Genomic DNA, 18,424 nt, shown 5'->3' with positions numbered 1-18,424 from the left:
TACCTAGTAAATCAGTCACATGTTTTTTGTCTAAATTCTAACTACTTACTTGATGATATTAAAGATCCAAAATCAAATCATCAATCGAAGTACCTTCTTCTGCCAGTTTTTTATTAACACGGTGCTTTGTAACCTTTACTGTAGTGGGGCTTATCTTTCTAATATTTGCAATCTCCTTAGTGGATAGTTTCAGTTTTAAATAGCCTAAAATCTCTATCTCACTTTTGGTTAGTTTAGGGAAACGTTCTTTAAGTTTTTTCTCAAATTCAGAATTTACCGTATCAATATTTTCCTGTAGCTGACTTCGTTTTTCATCTGCGTCAAATTGAATGTTCAAATCAGCAATAAAGCTACCCAATTGCGTTTTAATGGTTTCGTCTTTACTTTTATAAATAAGCTTCAATTTTTCCAAAACACCTGCTTTAAAAGAATGTCTTAATCGATTATCAATAATTACTCGTGATAAATCATCCTTTTTATGAGTGAGGCTAAATTCTAAATAATCTTTTTCTTTTTGTAACGATCTGTATCGGTCAGTTAGAGCAAAGGCCAAAAGCAGCACCTCACATAACACTCCAATAACATAAAAATTATTGGTAAAGTTATTGGCTGGCAATACACTTATATACATTAAAGTCATAACCATTAAACCTGTCAAAGAGCATATCCAACCGGCTAAATAATACCTGGCATGCTTGCTGCCTTTTTTTACTGCCATAATTCCGGCATAAATAGCAATAATGGAAAAAGAAAAATTTGCATAAACCACTGACTCGAGATGCATTTGTTTTCCATACATTCGAAGCACACTAACAATCGTTGCTGAAATAAAAGAAGCTAAAGATGAAGCAATCATTAAATAATAACTCACCCTATCGTTTCTCCTTAAATCTAAAAAGCGAATACTAAAATTAGAAGAGGTAATAACATACAATACCGTTGGGAATGCAACAATATAGGGCGACCAGTGTACATATGCATCCGGCAAGTTATAAGAGAGGAAACCTCTTATTGACAGCACCGTTATACCAGTAGCAATATTAGCCAGTATATAATGAAAGTAGACATTATCTTTTACCCTCAGCCCAATAAAAAAATTGAATATGGTAATAATTAATAGACCTCCTACAAACAGGCTAAGTATACCTGTCTCTATCAAATCGCCTTTAATTAACGTTTCCTCGTTAACAATTGAAATATTAAACTGACGGCTGTAAGTACTTATAACTCTTAAGTAAAAAGTTGTGGTATCATTCGCAATTAATGTAACCGGAAAGCAACTGCTATTGGTTCTAAGGGTTCGCTCCTTATCGGCAAGGTGAGCTCCTGTACTAACACTCTCCCACTTCCCGTTGCCACTAAAGTAAATTGTGGCAGTGTCAATTAAAAACTTACTTACTTGTATGATTCTTTCTGCATCACGATTACACGGATTATAAATACTGAATTTGATCCAATCAACTCCGTTGTTGTAACCTATATTGATTGTATTGTAATTATTCTTTATAAAACGAGCCGATTGTACTTCCTCAAGACTTAACGTCCCATCCGGTTCATGCAGTAATTCAACGTTACTACTTATATTAGTTTTTTCTTCGTCACTTAATAGAACAATCTCCTGACCAATAATGGAAAAAGAGAATATAATTTGCATCAAGAAGTATAGGAAAATCCCCTTCATCAAATAATCAATTTTAAAATCACAGCTTTTGGCCTTGATAAGGTAAATATCTTACAAAGATAGTACTCTTAGTTTTTGAAAAAGTTATAAAAATGTAAGGATCCTATCTAAAGAATTAACCGAGATCTTGTCTTTTCTATAAATAAAACCACTGCTATTATCCTGTATCGCAAGGCCTCCTATATCTCACATTATATGATCATTAGCTTGTGCATAAACCTTTTGAAACCCCTCTTAAACCTATTGAAACCCTTATTTTGGCACAAAGATTTTTTGAATTCGTAACCTTAACACAAAACACAAAAACATTCAATTATTGGAAGTTCTGCTTCTGCCACACTTAATACCAATTTAATTAAATAATACCGTATGGTATAATGCTGATCGACTTCTAAAGTCACAGAATGTGTGTAACAAAGTTATGCGGCATTTTAGAATGCAAATCGGTATAACAATATCAGGTACTGATTTAAGAGAAAGTAGAGCACCATAAAACAAAACGTATGAATAAGACAATTTTACTTTTCACCTTATTATCACTTATTGCAACCAAAGGTTTTACTCAAACCGAGTTTATCACAACCTGGAATACTGATTCAGAGGATGATCCTGGATCAACTACTATTACTATTCCAACAAACAGTGCCTACGCCTACAGTTATAATGTAGATTGGGATAACAATGGAACTTTTGATGAGTTCGGAATAACAGGTGATATTACCCATGATTTTGGAAGCACAGGTACTTATACGATTCGAATACAAGGAACATTTCCCGCTATTTATTTTAATGCTGGTGGCGACTGCGAAAAATTACTATCTATTGATCAGTGGGGAACGATTGCCTGGTCTGATATGAACTATGCTTTTGCCGGTTGTGAAAATCTAACTTACAATGCAGCCGATACACCTGATTTATCAGCCGTAACCGATTTAAGCGAAATGTTTAAAGGCTGTTCCGTTTTTAATGGTGACATTTCTAATTGGAATGTAGATAATGTAACTACAATGGAAAACATGTTTAAATATGCCTATGAATTTGACCAGGATTTATCCAACTGGGATGTAAGTAACGTCACTATAATGGACGGAGTGTTTCATAGCGCCACCAACTTTAATGGTGACATCAGCAACTGGAATGTAAGTAATGTTACCTCCATGTCATCCATGTTTCGTAATGCCGATAGTTTTAATATTGATATCAGCGACTGGAACGTGAATAATGTAGAAAGCATGTCATACATGTTTTACTATGCCAAGTCGTTTAATCAGAACATTGGGAATTGGAAAACTGATTCCGTAACGAGCTTATTTCGAACATTTACTACTGCATTAGAATTTGATCAGGACCTAAGCAACTGGAATGTGAGCAATGTAACCACAATGAGAGAAATGTTTTTTGTATCGGGATTATCTACACAAAACTACGATAAACTGCTTCAGGGCTGGAGTGCACAAAACGTACAGGATGGTGTTGATTTTGGGGCTATGGGAGTAGGTTATTGCAATGCCGGAAGTTATAGAGATACCCTTATTTCAAAACACGGTTGGTCTATCACTGACAATGGACAAACATGCGATGATACCCATTATTTTATTACCACCTGGAAAACAGATATTGAAGGGACAAGCAACGACTCAACTATTCTTATACCCACAAATGACGATTATTCATACAGTTACGATATAGACTGGGATAACGATGGCGTATTTGATACCTTAGCCATTACCGGAGAGTACGAACATACGTTTAGCGCTCCTGGTACCTACACCATCCAAATTCGCGGGATTTTTCCTGTGATCAATATGAATTTTGAAGGGGATAGGGAAAAGTTACTTTCTGTAGACCAATGGGGAACGATTCATTGGAAAACTTTTAGCAGCGCATTTGCCGGTTGTACAAATATGGATATTCTGGCAACAGACACGCCAGATTTATCAGAGGTTAATTCCTTAAGTGCAGCATTTTACGAATGTACAAGTTTAACACAGGGCTTATCTGATTGGGATGTGAGCAATGTAGACAATATGAGCTATACGTTTCAAAGTAGCTCTTTTAATGGAGATATCATTTCCTGGAATGTAAGTTCGGTTGAAACAATGTTTGCAATGTTTAAGAACAGCAGTTTCAACCAGAATATCGGTAACTGGAACGTGAGCGCGGCAAGTACCTTCCAGTATATGTTTTCCGGAACTTCATTTAATCAAGACATCAGTTCCTGGGATGTTAGTTCATCTACTATGTTGGACCACATGTTTGAAGGTAATTCACAGTTTAATGTTGATATTAGTTCCTGGAATGTTAGCAATGTCAAGCTATTTCAAAATATGTTTAACAATGCAGAATCGTTCAATCAGGATTTAAGTAGCTGGAACATTGAAAATGCCGAAGTCCTTTCCGATGTTTTCAGTTATTCAGGCCTATCAACTGAAAATTACGATTTAATACTTGAGGCTTGGTCGCAACAAGATGTAAATTACGGGTGTAGCTTCGGAGCAGAAGGTATTTCTTATTGTAAAAGCGGGGATTATCGTGAAAGCCTTACTGCCAATCAGTTTTGGAATATTTCCGATGCCGGACAGGAAATGGAAGCCCCTGTTCCTAATCTGCAAAACCTACCGGATGTTATTGGTCAATGTGAAGTAACACAATTGATTGCCCCTAAAGCCACAGATAACTGCTCCGATATGGTATACGTTTCGCATAATGCAACATTACCGATAACAGAGCAGGGAACAACTCTGGTAACCTGGACTTTTGAAGATAGCAATGGCAATACTAGTACCCAAACGCAAAATGTAATTATTGAAGATGTTATGGCTCCTGCAATTTCATGCGTGGAAGATAAAGAAATTAAGATTATAGGAAATTCATATACAGTTCAGGGCTCTGAGTTTGATCCGGTAAGTACATTTGATAATTGTGAAATTACCACCATTGTTAATGATGTGAACAATTCAGAAACTCTGGAAGGAGTTGAGCTACCGGTGGGTACAAATACCATAAGCTGGACTATAACTGATAATTCAGGCAATACCAATACTTGTACTTTCAATGTAGTGGTAAGTACGAGTACAAGCCTGGAGTCACATCCGTTTGGTAATATTAAATTATACCCAAACCCGGCAAAAGATTATGTATTTATTAAGGGCTTAACAGGTTATGCTCGTGTACTCCTAAATATCTACAGTGCAAATGGCAACATGATTTATTCCACAAATACTTCTCGCAACCTCAAAGTTGCTGTTTCAGAATTTGAATCCGGAATATATTTCATACAAATCAACCATCCAAATCTTGTTGAAACACTAAAACTAATAATTCAATAGATAAACAAGGTTAGAAATGCATATTGAGATTTTATCTCTGTCTCATTTCTCCTTGTCTCTCATATATCTATTCATCTCATATCAAAAGGAAATATCATGAAAAAACAATATAAATCTTTACTTCTTGCAGTTCTTATTTTAGCTACCTGTAGTAACATCATCAGGGCACAAACATTAAACGAGGGCCAGGGAGAAGGTTCATTAGAGAGTATAACTACCGGTGACTTTAATACCGCTTATGGCGACAGTACAGGATCAAGAATTACTACTGGTAGCCAGAATACATTCTTCGGTTACCAGGCCGGAGTAAATCATACTTTTAATGAGGCTGTATTTATAGGGTACCAGGCTGGCATGAATAATACAAAAGGCTTTGATAACACATTTATTGGCCACCAGGCAGGTGTAACAAATACTACTGCAGGAGATAACACTTTTGTTGGTACGGAATCAGGTGAAATGAATACCTCCGGTTATGATAATACTTTTATTGGAGAAGAATCAGGTACCAACAATACCACCGGGTACGAAAATACATTTATTGGTGAGGATGCTGGCTTTGATAATACAACGGGATACAGGAATACTTTTATTGGCAATGAGGTAGGTTTTAAGTCAGTGGCAGGATATCACAACACCGGGGTGGGCCATGAGGCACTTTATGATGTTGATTACGGATATAATAATACGGCAATTGGATACCTGACAGGAGAGGATATTGGCAGTGCTAATAATAATTCAATGTTTGGAACAGAAGCGGGCAGGCATACGGAACATGGTAATTACAACACCTTTATTGGAGCCTACTCGGGGTGGGATAATAACAGAACCAATGGTTTAGATAATGCCAGCAGAAACACCTATGTCGGCTACTATACAGGCTACACAAACCGGGAAGGAGAAGATAATGTAGGAATGGGGGCATTTTCAGATTATGAAGATCTATACAATTCCCGCTGCACCTTTATTGGAGCCAACAGTACCCCAAGTGAAGATGATGTAGTTATGTTGGGGTACTCCATATATAACGATGGTCAATATGGTATTGCTATAGGTAATGAAGCTGATTTACGCGGAAAAGGTGCACTTGGATTAGGATATCAACTCAATATGGATGCTAACTCCGGGTACTCCATTGGCATTGGCTATCAAGTAGATATAGATAACAATCATTCAATTGCTATTGGTCGAGGTACTGCTATTGCTGCTGATAGCTCAATAGCAATAGGTGCTTATTCCAATGCTTCTGGTGTCAATTCCGTTGCTTTGGGAACAAGCGCAAGTGTTACTCAAAATAATAGTTTCATAATTGGCGGTACGGATGAATCTAATCGCATGACTTTGGGTATTGGAACTACTGCCCCCAACCTAAATGCCAGTATCGACCTTTCAGAAACAGATAAAGGTTTTCTGATTAACAGGCTTTCGGAAACAGAAAAGACTTCTTTAGCAAGTAGTTTAACGACGAATGATGAAGGTATGATGGTGTATGACAGCACCAACGATAAGCTGAATATCTGGAGTGGTTCAGCATGGTCAAACAGCGGTTGTCAAAACCTTGACCTGACTGACCATACTTTATCCATTTCTGATGGTAATTCAGTTGACTTATCTTCATACCTGGATAATACAGATGCTCAGGAATTAAGTCTTTCAACCAATAACTTAAGTATCTCTGGCGGAACCAATACTATCGACCTGTCAGGCTATTTAGATAATACCGATGCTCAAACCTTATCTCTTACAGGAACCGATTTAAGCATTTCAGGTGGAAATACAATTGATGTAAGTGCATTGCAAGATGGCTATGAAGCTAACACGGATAGTCAGGAATTATCCTTAACCTCTGATGTTTTAAGCATTTCAGGTGGAACAAATACTATTAATTTATCAGGTTATTTAGATAACACCGATGCTCAGGATATTTCATTATCCGGTACAAACCTTTCGATAGATAATGGAAGTACTATTGACCTGTCTGCGCTTCAGGATGGAACCGGAACGGATGATCAAACCCTTGCCTTATCTGGAACAACTTTAAGCATAGAAGATGGTAATTCGGTTAATTTATCATCTATTCAGGATGGATATGAAGCCAATACTGATGAGCAAACATTAAGTTTATCAGGAATAAACTTAACAATTGCAGGCGGCAATACTATAGATGTTAGTTCATTGCAAGATGGTTATGAACCCAACACAGACAGGCAAGGATTATATTTAGATGATGACTATTACCTGGGAATCGACAACTCTGACTTTGGTGTGTACCTTACAGAGTATATGGATAACACCGATGAGCAAACATTATCAGTTAGTGGAACATCCTTAACTATATCTGGCGGAAACACAGTAGACTTATCAGAAATCTTAATAGATCAGCAAGATCAAATTGAAAGTTTGGAAGACAGGGTTACAACATTGGAAACACAAATGGCTGAAGTACTTGAATTATTAAATTTATCAACCAATGCACAACAGCTTAAATCCACAAGTCAAAAAACAAAGCTTTATCAAAACACGCCCAATCCTGTTAACGGAATTACAACAATTAAATATTATTTAGCAGAACAAAATGCACCAGCGTATATCACCATTTACACCCTATCTGGGACTGAAGTAGAACGTATTGAGGTGCAAGAAGGCGGAGAAGGATTTGTACAATGTAATACTTCATCTTACACCCCGGGTACATACTTATATTCTTTGTTTGTTAATAATAATGTAAAAGATACAAAGCGAATGGTGGTGAAGTAGAACACTAACAGCAAATAAACGAAAATCCTCTTTCCATATGGAGAGAGGATTTTTACTTTTATTAACCTGAGCCGATTTAATAATTTCCGGTATAGCAAAATGGGCTTGGAATCATTTTGTTTATTCATTAGTTAATGCCGGTTATCATTTAAAGCTTAATATAATTTTCAAATCACTTGCTGTTCTGTTTCATTCCATCTATCTGACACTTCACCTCGCTAATTCCACGCTTAAGCTTTTTTTACTGGACAACCATATTTAATCGCTCTATATTTACATGTTTGGAGGTTCAACAATAATAATTAGTGTTGATGTAAAATTTTCTGCATCAGTTAAGAATTGGGATTAGAATGAAAAAAATTTTAGGGAGGTATAAATATTGGATATTAATTATTATTGTTCTCATAACCATTCTTTCATCCACACAACTTTCACAAATTAGAATCAACCCGGGATTTGAAAAATACATCCCGGAACATGTTGGTAACAGAGCTTATATCAAAGAATTAAACAACATATTTGGCGGAAGCGAAAAGGTAATGTTAATTCTAAATTCGGAAACCAATATCTTAAACGACAAAAGCTTTGAACGACTTGAGCAACTTACATTACAATTAAAAGACTTACCAGGAATTGAAAACTGTCTTTCCATACTTGATGCAATAGAATTCAGCTACAACGATGGATTTTCAGAAATCAATCCCTTAATCACCGAATTTCCTGAAAGCATTCAGGAACGTAATGTTCTGAAAGACAAAATTACCAATAACCCAATGGGGAAGCGTTTTGTCTCCAAATATTTTAAGTCCACCGCAATTATATTGACAAAGAGTAATGATGTAGCAGATAAGGAATTAATTCCTTCAATTGAAAACGTAATTAAGAACACGCCAGGAGACGAAATGGTATATGTAGGTGGATTGTCTTATATCCGCCAATCAATAAAGGGGTATATAAAATCAGACTTGATTTTCTTATTACCACTGGCATTATTTTTAATGGTAGTAATGCTCTACTTTTCATTTAGGGAATGGAAAGGTGTTATACTACCATTTCTGGTTGTTATCTTATCCATATTGATCTCGTTTGCTCTCATGGCAATTATGAACTGGGAAATTTCCTTGATTTCTGTATTGCTCCCCATCATGCTTATTGCTATCGCAAATGATTATGGAATTCATTTAATAAATCTGTACCAGGAAAAATCGCATGCCAATTCATCTGCTTCAATGAAAGAAATTGCGATTGAGATATTCCATGAATTAAAAAAACCGATTGTAATTACCGCTTTAACCACCATTGGAGGAATGTTAGGCTTACTCTCACATGATATGCCTCCCGCTGCCGAACTGGGAGTTCTTTCATCTGCTGGTATTGGTATTGCGTTAGTGCTTAGCCTGTATATGATACCATTGTTACTCACTTTTTTAAATAAAGGCAGACCCACACATTCACATTCTAAACGTCAGAATTCATTTATCGATAAGGTACTAGGGAAATTCACCCATTGGGTAAGCCGTTATAATAAAAGGGTTATTATGGCTTTCTCACTCGTATCAATAATTAGCATTTGGGGCTTGTTTAACCTGCACGTTGATACAAATGTGGAAGAATATTTTATTGGCAAATCAGATATTAAGAAAGGCATTGATCTTGTCAACAATAAATTCGGTGGCTCCCAATATGTTTCCATTCTTTTTAAGGGTGATGTTTTATCGCCGGAAGCATTAAAGCGAATGGAGAAGTATACTGAAGAAATCAAAAAGCTTCCCATGGCCGGCAATATCATTTCGCCAAGTACATTCTTTAAAGAATTAAGCAAAGGTATGTTTGCGCCTGATGAAGATGGATATCTTAATTTGCCTGCATCAAAAGAAGAAGCAGTGCAATACCTCGAAATATTCTCGATGAGCGGATTTGATGAACAAATAGCTCAATTCATTGATTACAATTATAAGCACTCGAGAATACTGGTTAGCATGAAAGATGGAAGTAATCAAACCGGCAAAGCTATTTTGAAGGCGCTCGCTGATATAACAGAGAACGATCCTCAATTGGTAAGTATTAGTGGGCCTGGCCTGTCGAAAATACAAATTGCAGATATGGTGATCAATGGCCAGAAGTCCTCATTACTGTTGGCATTTGTAATCATCTTTATATTGCTGGCCCTTATTTTTAAATCTGTATCAGCAGGTATACATGCAAGCCTGCCACTGGTTCTATCCACATTGTTTTTATTCGGATTGATGGGAATAGTTAATATTCCTCTTGACATTGCCACAACCTTACTATCATCTATTATGATTGGTGTTGGTGTTGATTATACCATACATTTTTTGTGGCGATATAAAAGTGAATATGCCATGTCGAAAAATATTGATACAGCTATTTCAAATACTTTTAAAACTACAGGACGAGGTATTGTTTTCAATGCCATGTCTGTAATTATCGGCTTCTCGGCTCTTATATTTTCAAATTTTGCACCATTACGATTCTTTGGGTTTTTAGTAGTTGTTTCCATATTCTCTTGTTTAATGTGTGCGCTGCTATTAATACCTGCCATTATAAAAACCATTAACCCTGCTTATCTGAAAAAGTAACCTGTAATTATGAAAAAATTATTAACCTATACACTCTTCATTCTTGTTTGCTGCTCATTTGCAGATAGTGGCTTCACGGCCAAACAACTAATCAATAGCTCAAAAAGCAAATTAGCACTTAAAAATGTGCACCTGGCATTGGAGCTTGTCACCACAGACAATAAAGACATCAGCAAAACAAAAGAGCTTACAGTTGATTTTGCAGAGTTTGGAGAACAAAAAAAGGTAAAGATTGAAATAACAGCACCTCATCATGTTTCGGGCACGAAGATTATCACAACAGACTACCCCAACAAGAAAGGTTTAATTGAGATATTCGTTCCGGCCACCGGAAAAATTCAACGCATCAAAGCCAATAAGTTCAACATGAAAATCATTGGAAGCGAAGTGCCTATTAATCAATTCAGCAATATTATTGGTGGTGATTTCAATTTTAAAAAAGAAGGTACAATTCTGATAAATGACGAGGAATGCTATAAAATTATAATTGAAAATTCCGAAAGTAAAAGTTATGGTATCGCTTATATCTCTGTTCAGGATCAATATTTATTAAGGCTTGAGCAATACCACACAAACAATAAACTTCTGAAAGTTACAGAACTGTCTGAATATATTAAAATTACTAACTCGAAAGATAAATACTATCCCAAACATATTTCGGTTAAAAACATGCGAAATGGCAAGAGTTCCAGAATGCTAATTCGCGAAGTAAAATACCTCAGTCAATTAAACCTGGAGGATTTTGAACTAACTGCTGATTTATAAGCTATGATTTCCTTCTCGTCCATAGAACCAATATATTACCTGCTACCCCTAATCGGATTTGTAGTTGGTTTCCTGGGCACCGTTGTTGGTGGCGGTGGTGGTATTTTCTTTATGCCAATACTTATCTTGTTATACGGAGTCTCGTCTCAAACAGCCATTGCAACTTCTTTGGTTGCTACGATACCTATCGGATTGGCAGGAACAATGGGACATCTGAAAAAAGGTAACATCGATTTAAAACTAGGCTTATTTTTCTCCATTGCAGGAATATTTGGAGCAATCGCAGGCACGTATATTACAAGCATTACCAGTTCAGAAGTATTAAAAACCAGTTATGGCGTGTATGCCATTTTTATGGCAATCAGTATTACATACCGCTGGTTAATGAAAAACAAAACAGAAAGACATAACAGCTCTTCTCAGATTTATAACATCAAATCCACACTATTTGGGTTATCGGGAGGAGTTGTATCAGGTATGTTTGGTACCAGTGGAACTGCCCCGGTTATTGCCGGATTGCTAAGTATGGATATTTCATTAAAAGTGGTCATCGGCACTTCATTAATGATCGTACTATCTAACGGAGTTTCAGCAACGCTGGCGCATTTCGTAGTTGGAAAAATAGATTTAACCTTGGTTGCCTTTCTGACTATAGGCTCGCTGATTGGGGCAATAATGGGACCTCAATTACTTTCAAAAGTCAATACTGAAAATAAAGAATCAAAAGCCAGATACCTGTTTGCAGGGGTTTTACTGACAATTGGAATATTAATGATTGTAAAATAAAGACATATTAATGATTAAAATTATCTATTTCATTATACTAAGCTATTTCGTACTTGGAGGGATTGGTTTCTATTTTATCAATCGTAAAAGAGAAGCTGATATAGCACGTAAAAGCTATACTAAGTTTATCACCTACTTTTTTATTATACACATCCTGTTTTTCAGCATCGTTATAAACCCTGTGTATTTTAATATTATGGCTATAGCAATAATTGCCATGGGTGCGGTTGAATTATTCAAGCTATATAAACAATCGGCTTTTCAAAACACGCTTTTCTACATCCTCTCCAATATCGTATTTGCAGCTTCAAGTATTGGCTTTCTATATTTCAGCAAACTACCAAAAGAAGTCATTTTATTTTCATTTCTGATTCTATCAATATTTGACAGTTTTAGCCAGATAAGTGGTCAACTCTGGGGTAAGACAAAGCTATTACCAACCATCAGTCCTAATAAAACCCTTGGTGGATTAATTGGAGGGGCAATTACGGCAATCGCCAGTGCCTATCTCTTAAAAGGTCTTTACGAAGCAACGGTGATTAATACCATTATTCTGGTGTTGGGAATTGTACTGTTTGCCTTTTTAGGCGATATAGCATCATCCTTCTTTAAGCGAAAATACAAAGTAAAAGATTACAGCAATTTAATACCCGGTCATGGCGGTTTCCTTGATCGTTTTGATAGCCTTATTGCGGGTGGATTATGGGTTACAATCTACTTTCAATCAATTCAATTATAACAGCTTTAAATAAAACTAATGACAAATATTATAGTATTAGCAGCGATTTACTTGATAGGAATAAGTATCCTTCTCGGCTTTAATGAACTCAACTACCGTAGAAATAAGATTCAAGGAGAAATCACACGTAAATTTGCTCACTTTGCTTCTGTACTGGCTGTAATTCCTCTACCCTATATGTTCGATTCTCATTGGTACATATTAGTATTGGCCATTATATTCTTTGCTGTATTGTTTTTTACGCAACTCAGCAAGCAGCTAAAGTCGATTCATGATATTAAAAGAAAATCAATAGGCAGTTATCTATTGCCCATCTCAATATATGTAACATTTTTAATTGCAAATAAACTGGATGATAAATTCATCTACATTCTACCCATGCTGATTCTGGCTGTTTGCGACCCAATGGCAGCCATTCTCGGCATGAACATTAAAAAATACAATGGTCAGATAAAAATCGCAGGTTACAAATTCACAAAAACCTGGTTAGGCTCAGGAGCTTTTTTTGCCATGAGCCTGGTAATAAGCTTAATTGCCTTGTACTATCACAGAGGTGTATTTGACATCGAAACACTCTCGCTATCATTAATCATTGCCTTTGTCAGCATGCTTGGAGAGCTATTTAGCTGGAGAGGCTCTGATAATCTGACTATTCCTTTAAGTGTGGTACTGATCCTAACACTTTTCCAGTAATAAAACAGCAACAAAATAACATTCAATATATGAAGAAGATAATTATAAATGGGGCAAATGGATATGTAGCTTCTAATTTCATTAATCAGTTATTACATCATGAATATGAAATAATAGCACTGGTTAGAGGAAACAAGAAACTAACAGCCAATGAGAGAATGAATCAGGTTCTTTCTCATTTGAATGATAAAGATTTTTCCGGCAATAAAAAGCTTAAAGTCATTAACTATTCTTTGAATGATGAAAATTTCGACATCCCTGAAGAAGAATTAAAAACTATTTTTAGCGGAGAGATTGAATATTACCATTTTGCCGCCAGCTTAAAGTACGACTTCAAATCAAAAGACGAAATATTCAGAACAAATATCGACGGCGTAAAAAATTCTTTATCCATTTATAAAAAATATACCTCTGAAAATTCAAGATTCTTTTTCATCAGCACTGCCTATTCTTGTGGTAAATACAATGGTGAATACAAGGAACAATTTCATGACAACGAGGATATCTCGGCATTCAGAAATTACTACGAACAATCAAAAAGATTTGCTGAGAACGTCATTAGAGAATTTGGTCAGAACAACAATATTAACACTCACATTATACGCCTGTCGCAAGTTGTGGGAGATAGTGAAACAGGAATCACAAAAACTGACTATGGCATTTTTGACTTTGCCAAAAGAATGCATAGTATATCAACGCGTTACCCCAATAAAGAAATAAGGGTTAAAGTTGATCCTGAAGCTACGCAAAACCTGATTCCCATCAATTTAGTTATTCGATATTTAATGCGAACTGTTGAAGCTTCAGAGGTACCTCAGATATTAAATCTTACTGCTAAACAGTCCATTCAAAACACTATAATATTAGATGGTTTATCAACATTGATTCCTATAAAGCTAATACCGGTACCGGAACTTAAAAAAGAGGAAATGTCAGCAATCGAAAGACTGGTATCTGTTGGTATGTCATTTACGGGCAGTTACATTGATACAGATTTAAAATGGGAAACCAACAATCTTGATGCTTTGATTCCCATTGAAAACGGGAATAGCGAAGATAAAGCCATCCTTAAAATGCTCAAGTACTTTATTGATAGCCTTGATTCTTCAAGAATTGATAATGAAGTAAATATAGCCAGTTAAAACACTATTTAAATCATAAAACATGAAACAACTTATAATTAAGGGCGAAAACGTTATCAACCTTCCAAACTTCATCAGTTTATACCGTTTGCTTGTGTTTCCTGTCATATTATACATGGCCTTAACCGGAAATGAGCAGTGGTTTGTCATCTTACTTTGTGTCAGTTTAATCAGTGATATACTGGATGGTAATTTAGCCCGCTACCTGAAGCTTCAAACGAACTTTGGTGCTGCCCTGGATAATCTGGCTGACATCTGCACCTATGCCATGGCTCTATTGGGCTTATTTATATTTAAATGGGATGTGATTGAGCCGCATGCTCTAATACTTTACATTTTCCTATCTGTTTTTGTATTAAGCTACATCGTTTCCTTTATCCGATTTGGTAAAATACCCGGGTTACATCTCTATTCAGCAGTTTCAGCCGGATACATTCAAGGTATATTCTTCTTTATACTTTTTGTGTTTGGCTTCTACCCCTGGATGTACTACTTAGCTATTGGATGGGGTGCTATAGCTTACGTAGAGAAAATTCTGGTATTGTTTAAGCTTGATGATATTCGAATTGGTGTTAAAGGACTTTACTGGCTTTATAAAAAAGAAAATAGCAAGTAATTATTTGTTGGATTTATGGTGTTGAAAATCGCTATTTTTATTATTGTTGCCTTCTCTTCTGTAAATATTTATTCACAGCAGGTTTCCGGTTATGTCAGGGATAGAGATACAAAGGAACCCATTCCGTTTGCCAGTGTGTACCTAAAAAATACTCAGCAGGGAATTATGACGGATTTGGACGGATATTTTGAAATTTCTTCACCTCAAGGTGATACAATCCGTATTTCATCTGTTGGATACATACCAACCGAAAAGGCAATAAAAAGGTATTCAAATCAAAATATTATTTTATACCTCTCAAAAGACGTAATGGAAATAGATGATGTTACTGTAAAGGCTAAGTTGCCCATTACAAAAGTTATTTTCAAACGCATCCAAAAACATAAAAAGCAAAACAGGGAGCAAGTTCGAAATGTAAAAGATTATAAAGCTGTTAAAAACACAACTGTTTATATGGCGCTTGATACAAGTTCTACGGTAACCCGCATTTTTGATGATATCAATGAGGTTACCGTAGAACTGGAAAACCAAAGTTTACGCTTCTCCCCTATTTACCTGTATGAAGAAGCACTTCAATCTAACGGTGGTAATGATACTATAGTTTATAACAGGAAAGACGGCATCTTTCCCCGCATAAACCAGGCGATTGAAACTTACATATTACAAAATGTAGTGGTTGATCTGGATTTCTATAAAGATCAGATATATATAATGGATCGTGGATTTGTTTCGCCGATCAGCAACAACGCAATGCTATATTATAACTTGTATTTTAATGACAGTACAAGAGTAGGTAATCAAAAATACTACCACTTCACATTTGCTCCTAAGAACAAATACAATTCGCTCTTTTCAGGCCAGTTTACAGTTGAAGAAGGCAGCTATGCACTTACAAAGGTAAAAGCGCATATCTCAAGAGAAGCCAACCTTAATTTTGTAAATGGTTTTAGTGCCCAAGTGTTATATCAAAAACTACCTGACGGGAAATGGTTTTACGATCAACAAGAGATTGACCTTAATATGTCACTATCCTTAAACAAGGATACGGCTGTTGTTTCATACAATTCAGAAAGGGTTAACAATGTTTCAAGTGGCAACTGGTTAATCAATAAATCAACCTTTTATTCAACATCAGATGAACTAAATAGCATCAAACCAAAAGAATGGAAAGATCAGCAAGCCTTTAGTTATAATCGGTTAGGGGAAGAAACCTATAAAAGGGTTAATAACCTGAAAGATAACGATTATGTAAAGGCTGTAGATGCTATCGGAGGAATGGCCTTGTCGAGTTATCTGAATATGGGTAAGCTGGATATTGGGCCGGTTTTTAGTATTTATAGTACCAATACCATCGAAGGTAACCGCATAACAGTACCTCTTAGGACCAGCGAGGAGTTATTTGAAAGTTTTTACGTAGGCGGTTTCTTAGGATATGGTTCCAAGAGTGAAGAGTTTAAATACGGTGCTAATATTGCTGTCAGACCTCTGCCAAAAGATAAATTCATTTTACGATTCAGTTATGAAGATGATTACAACTTGGTTTCGCAGGATAAATTTCTTCCATTCATTAAAAACAACCCCAATGTAAAAGGCAATAGCAACTTTATCGCCTCTTTTACAACAAGGGAAAGGAATCCTTACCTGAAGGAAGAACAGAAGATTGATTTTAAAATTGAATACAACGCTGAGAATGACTTTCACATTGAACTGTCGCCCTACCATATGAAGAGTACCAGCACACCGGCCGTTAAGTTTACCAAGGATAATGTTGACTATCCCAATTATAAAAATTATGGTATACTGATGAATATGCGTTATGCCTTCGGGCAGGATTACGACCTGTATTTCTTCAATCGGGTGTATTACTCCACTCCCACCCCAATTGTTAACCTGGCATTTGATTTTGGTAAAACAGATGTAAATAATGAAGGTATGTATGGTCAGATTCATGGTTCTGTACAGGGACGTTTAATATTTGGCCAGGTATTTATGAATTATATGCTAAACGGAGGTTACCTGTTTGGTGATGCACCATACGATCTTTTAGATCAACCCGTTGGTTCCATGTCACTGGGCTATGCAAAATACCGCTTTAACCTGCTGCACCATGCCGCCATGGCGCATAATCTATACACCAATACACACCTGCATTTTAATGGGGGTGGAATTATTCTGAATCGATTACCGTTAATAAAAAAATTAAAACTGCGCGAGGTGGTTTCTTTTAAAGGACATTGGGGAGAGCTTAATGGCTCTTATAAAGGGGTGTTTGATCTACCTGATTATTATTCAAACGATTCAAGTACTCCATACGCAGAAATTGGATTTGGCTTTACAAATATATTTAAAGTACTACGCGTTGAATACGTCCGTTTATTAGGCAACACTTACCAAAACAAAGATTACACTGATAAGCATGGAATATTCTTTAGAGCTGAAATGAGTTTTTAATTCTGACCTTGATTTACATGAAAAACATAAAAAACAAAGTTGTATGGATTACCGGGGCATCATCCGGAATTGGTGAGGAGCTGGCCTTTTTAATGGCCAAAGAGGGTGCTTTCCCGGTGCTAATTGCTCGTAATAAAGAGAAGCTACAATTAGTAAAAGAAACGTGTTTACAGCACACTGAAAAGTGTTGGGCATACTCAATGGATTTATCCAATGTTGATGAATTACCTGCTTTTGTAGAAAAGGTATTTAGTGAGACCGATCCAATCGACATACTGATTAACAATGCCGGCAGGAGTCAACGGTCATTAGCGATTGACACACCTTTGCAAAATGATCGTAACATTATGGAGCTTAATTTTTTTAGCGTCATTTCACTGACCAAACTGGTATTACCTCACATGTTAAAGCATAATTCAGGTCACATCGTAACCATTAGCAGTATTATTGGAAAGTTTGGCTTTCCCTGGCGAACAGCTTATGCTGCCTCTAAACATGCATTGCAAGGCTATTTTGAGTCGTTAAGAGCAGAATTGAACAGCTCAAATATCAATGTAACGATTGTCTCTCCCGGCAGGATAAAAACTAACATTTCGCTTCATGCACTCACCGAAAATGGTGAATCATATAATAAAATGGATAAAGGGCAGGAAAATGGATTACACGTTGATAAGTGCGCCCGGAGAATTGTAAAAGCCATTCGAAAGAATGAAAAGGACATTCTTGTTGGCAAAAGCGAATTACTCATGGTTTATATACGAAAATTTTTCCCGGTACTATTCCACCGGATGGTAACTAAAATAAATAATTAAAGATAATAGACATGAAAAAGAATTTATGTGGCATCCAGCAAGTTGGAATCGGA

The 18,424-nt window shown here is 36.2% G+C and carries 12 protein-coding genes; 11 read left to right on the top strand and 1 reads right to left on the bottom strand.

Annotation, left to right across the window (positions count from 1 at the left end; translation table 11 throughout):
* Positions 1-58: 58 nt before the first annotated feature.
* Positions 59-1,681, bottom strand: a complete 1,623-nt coding sequence (locus AC4MRQ_RS02040; RefSeq protein WP_491195968.1) for a 7TM diverse intracellular signaling domain-containing protein — start codon at positions 1,679-1,681, stop codon at positions 59-61.
* Between the two features lie 503 nt (positions 1,682-2,184).
* On the opposite strand from AC4MRQ_RS02040, the gene AC4MRQ_RS02035 reads away from it, so the two are divergent.
* From AC4MRQ_RS02035 to AC4MRQ_RS01985, 11 genes are all read left to right on the top strand, one after another.
* Positions 2,185-5,010 (top strand): BspA family leucine-rich repeat surface protein, encoded by a 2,826-nt coding sequence (locus AC4MRQ_RS02035; RefSeq protein WP_491195967.1) that lies wholly within the window; start codon positions 2,185-2,187, stop codon positions 5,008-5,010.
* 96 nt (positions 5,011-5,106) lie between these two features.
* On the top strand, positions 5,107-7,767 hold the full coding sequence (locus AC4MRQ_RS02030) for a phage tail-like protein (RefSeq protein WP_491195966.1): 2,661 nt from the start codon (positions 5,107-5,109) through the stop codon (positions 7,765-7,767).
* Between the two features lie 350 nt (positions 7,768-8,117).
* Positions 8,118-10,367, top strand: a complete 2,250-nt coding sequence (locus tag AC4MRQ_RS02025) for an efflux RND transporter permease subunit (RefSeq protein ID WP_491195965.1) — start codon at positions 8,118-8,120, stop codon at positions 10,365-10,367.
* Positions 10,368-10,376: 9 nt separating this feature from the next.
* Positions 10,377-11,132 (top strand): outer membrane lipoprotein-sorting protein, encoded by a 756-nt coding sequence (locus tag AC4MRQ_RS02020; protein ID WP_491195964.1) that lies wholly within the window; start codon positions 10,377-10,379, stop codon positions 11,130-11,132.
* Positions 11,133-11,135: 3 nt separating this feature from the next.
* Complete coding sequence (locus AC4MRQ_RS02015) at positions 11,136-11,918, top strand: sulfite exporter TauE/SafE family protein (protein WP_491195963.1); 783 nt, start codon at positions 11,136-11,138, stop codon at positions 11,916-11,918.
* Positions 11,919-11,928: 10 nt separating this feature from the next.
* A complete protein-coding gene (locus AC4MRQ_RS02010; RefSeq protein ID WP_491195962.1) occupies positions 11,929-12,657 on the top strand; it encodes a phosphatidate cytidylyltransferase in 729 nt (242 codons plus the stop codon).
* A gap of 18 nt (positions 12,658-12,675) precedes the next feature.
* A complete protein-coding gene (locus AC4MRQ_RS02005; protein ID WP_491195961.1) occupies positions 12,676-13,350 on the top strand; it encodes a diacylglycerol/polyprenol kinase family protein in 675 nt (224 codons plus the stop codon).
* 29 nt (positions 13,351-13,379) lie between these two features.
* Positions 13,380-14,492, top strand: coding sequence for an SDR family oxidoreductase (locus AC4MRQ_RS02000; RefSeq protein WP_491195960.1), 1,113 nt, complete (start codon positions 13,380-13,382; stop codon positions 14,490-14,492).
* Positions 14,493-14,514: 22 nt separating this feature from the next.
* Positions 14,515-15,108 (top strand): CDP-alcohol phosphatidyltransferase family protein, encoded by a 594-nt coding sequence (locus tag AC4MRQ_RS01995; protein WP_491195959.1) that lies wholly within the window; start codon positions 14,515-14,517, stop codon positions 15,106-15,108.
* Positions 15,109-15,123: 15 nt separating this feature from the next.
* The gene (locus tag AC4MRQ_RS01990; RefSeq protein WP_491195958.1) at positions 15,124-17,559 is read left to right on the top strand and encodes a DUF5686 and carboxypeptidase-like regulatory domain-containing protein; all 2,436 of its coding nucleotides are present in this window, start codon (positions 15,124-15,126) and stop codon (positions 17,557-17,559) included.
* A gap of 17 nt (positions 17,560-17,576) precedes the next feature.
* Positions 17,577-18,371 carry an SDR family oxidoreductase gene (locus AC4MRQ_RS01985; RefSeq protein ID WP_491195957.1) on the top strand — a complete coding sequence of 265 codons (795 nt, stop codon included), beginning with the start codon at positions 17,577-17,579 and terminating at the stop codon, positions 18,369-18,371.
* Positions 18,372-18,424: the final 53 nt, after the last annotated feature.

It is taken from the genome of Carboxylicivirga sp. (genome assembly GCF_982718395.1).
This window is presented reverse-complemented; position numbering and strand designations above follow the sequence as displayed.

Coding starts and splice junctions, on each gene's coding strand:
- AC4MRQ_RS02000 (WP_491195960.1), top strand. CDS start 13,380: ATGAAGAAGATAATTATAAATGGGGCAAATGGATATGTAGCTTCTAAT.
- AC4MRQ_RS02015 (WP_491195963.1), top strand. CDS start 11,136: ATGATTTCCTTCTCGTCCATAGAACCAATATATTACCTGCTACCCCTA.
- AC4MRQ_RS02010 (WP_491195962.1), top strand. CDS start 11,929: ATGATTAAAATTATCTATTTCATTATACTAAGCTATTTCGTACTTGGA.
- AC4MRQ_RS02040 (WP_491195968.1), bottom strand. CDS start 1,681: ATGAAGGGGATTTTCCTATACTTCTTGATGCAAATTATATTCTCTTTT.
- AC4MRQ_RS01990 (WP_491195958.1), top strand. CDS start 15,124: ATGGTGTTGAAAATCGCTATTTTTATTATTGTTGCCTTCTCTTCTGTA.
- AC4MRQ_RS02020 (WP_491195964.1), top strand. CDS start 10,377: ATGAAAAAATTATTAACCTATACACTCTTCATTCTTGTTTGCTGCTCA.
- AC4MRQ_RS02005 (WP_491195961.1), top strand. CDS start 12,676: ATGACAAATATTATAGTATTAGCAGCGATTTACTTGATAGGAATAAGT.
- AC4MRQ_RS02035 (WP_491195967.1), top strand. CDS start 2,185: ATGAATAAGACAATTTTACTTTTCACCTTATTATCACTTATTGCAACC.
- AC4MRQ_RS02030 (WP_491195966.1), top strand. CDS start 5,107: ATGAAAAAACAATATAAATCTTTACTTCTTGCAGTTCTTATTTTAGCT.
- AC4MRQ_RS01985 (WP_491195957.1), top strand. CDS start 17,577: ATGAAAAACATAAAAAACAAAGTTGTATGGATTACCGGGGCATCATCC.
- AC4MRQ_RS01995 (WP_491195959.1), top strand. CDS start 14,515: ATGAAACAACTTATAATTAAGGGCGAAAACGTTATCAACCTTCCAAAC.
- AC4MRQ_RS02025 (WP_491195965.1), top strand. CDS start 8,118: ATGAAAAAAATTTTAGGGAGGTATAAATATTGGATATTAATTATTATT.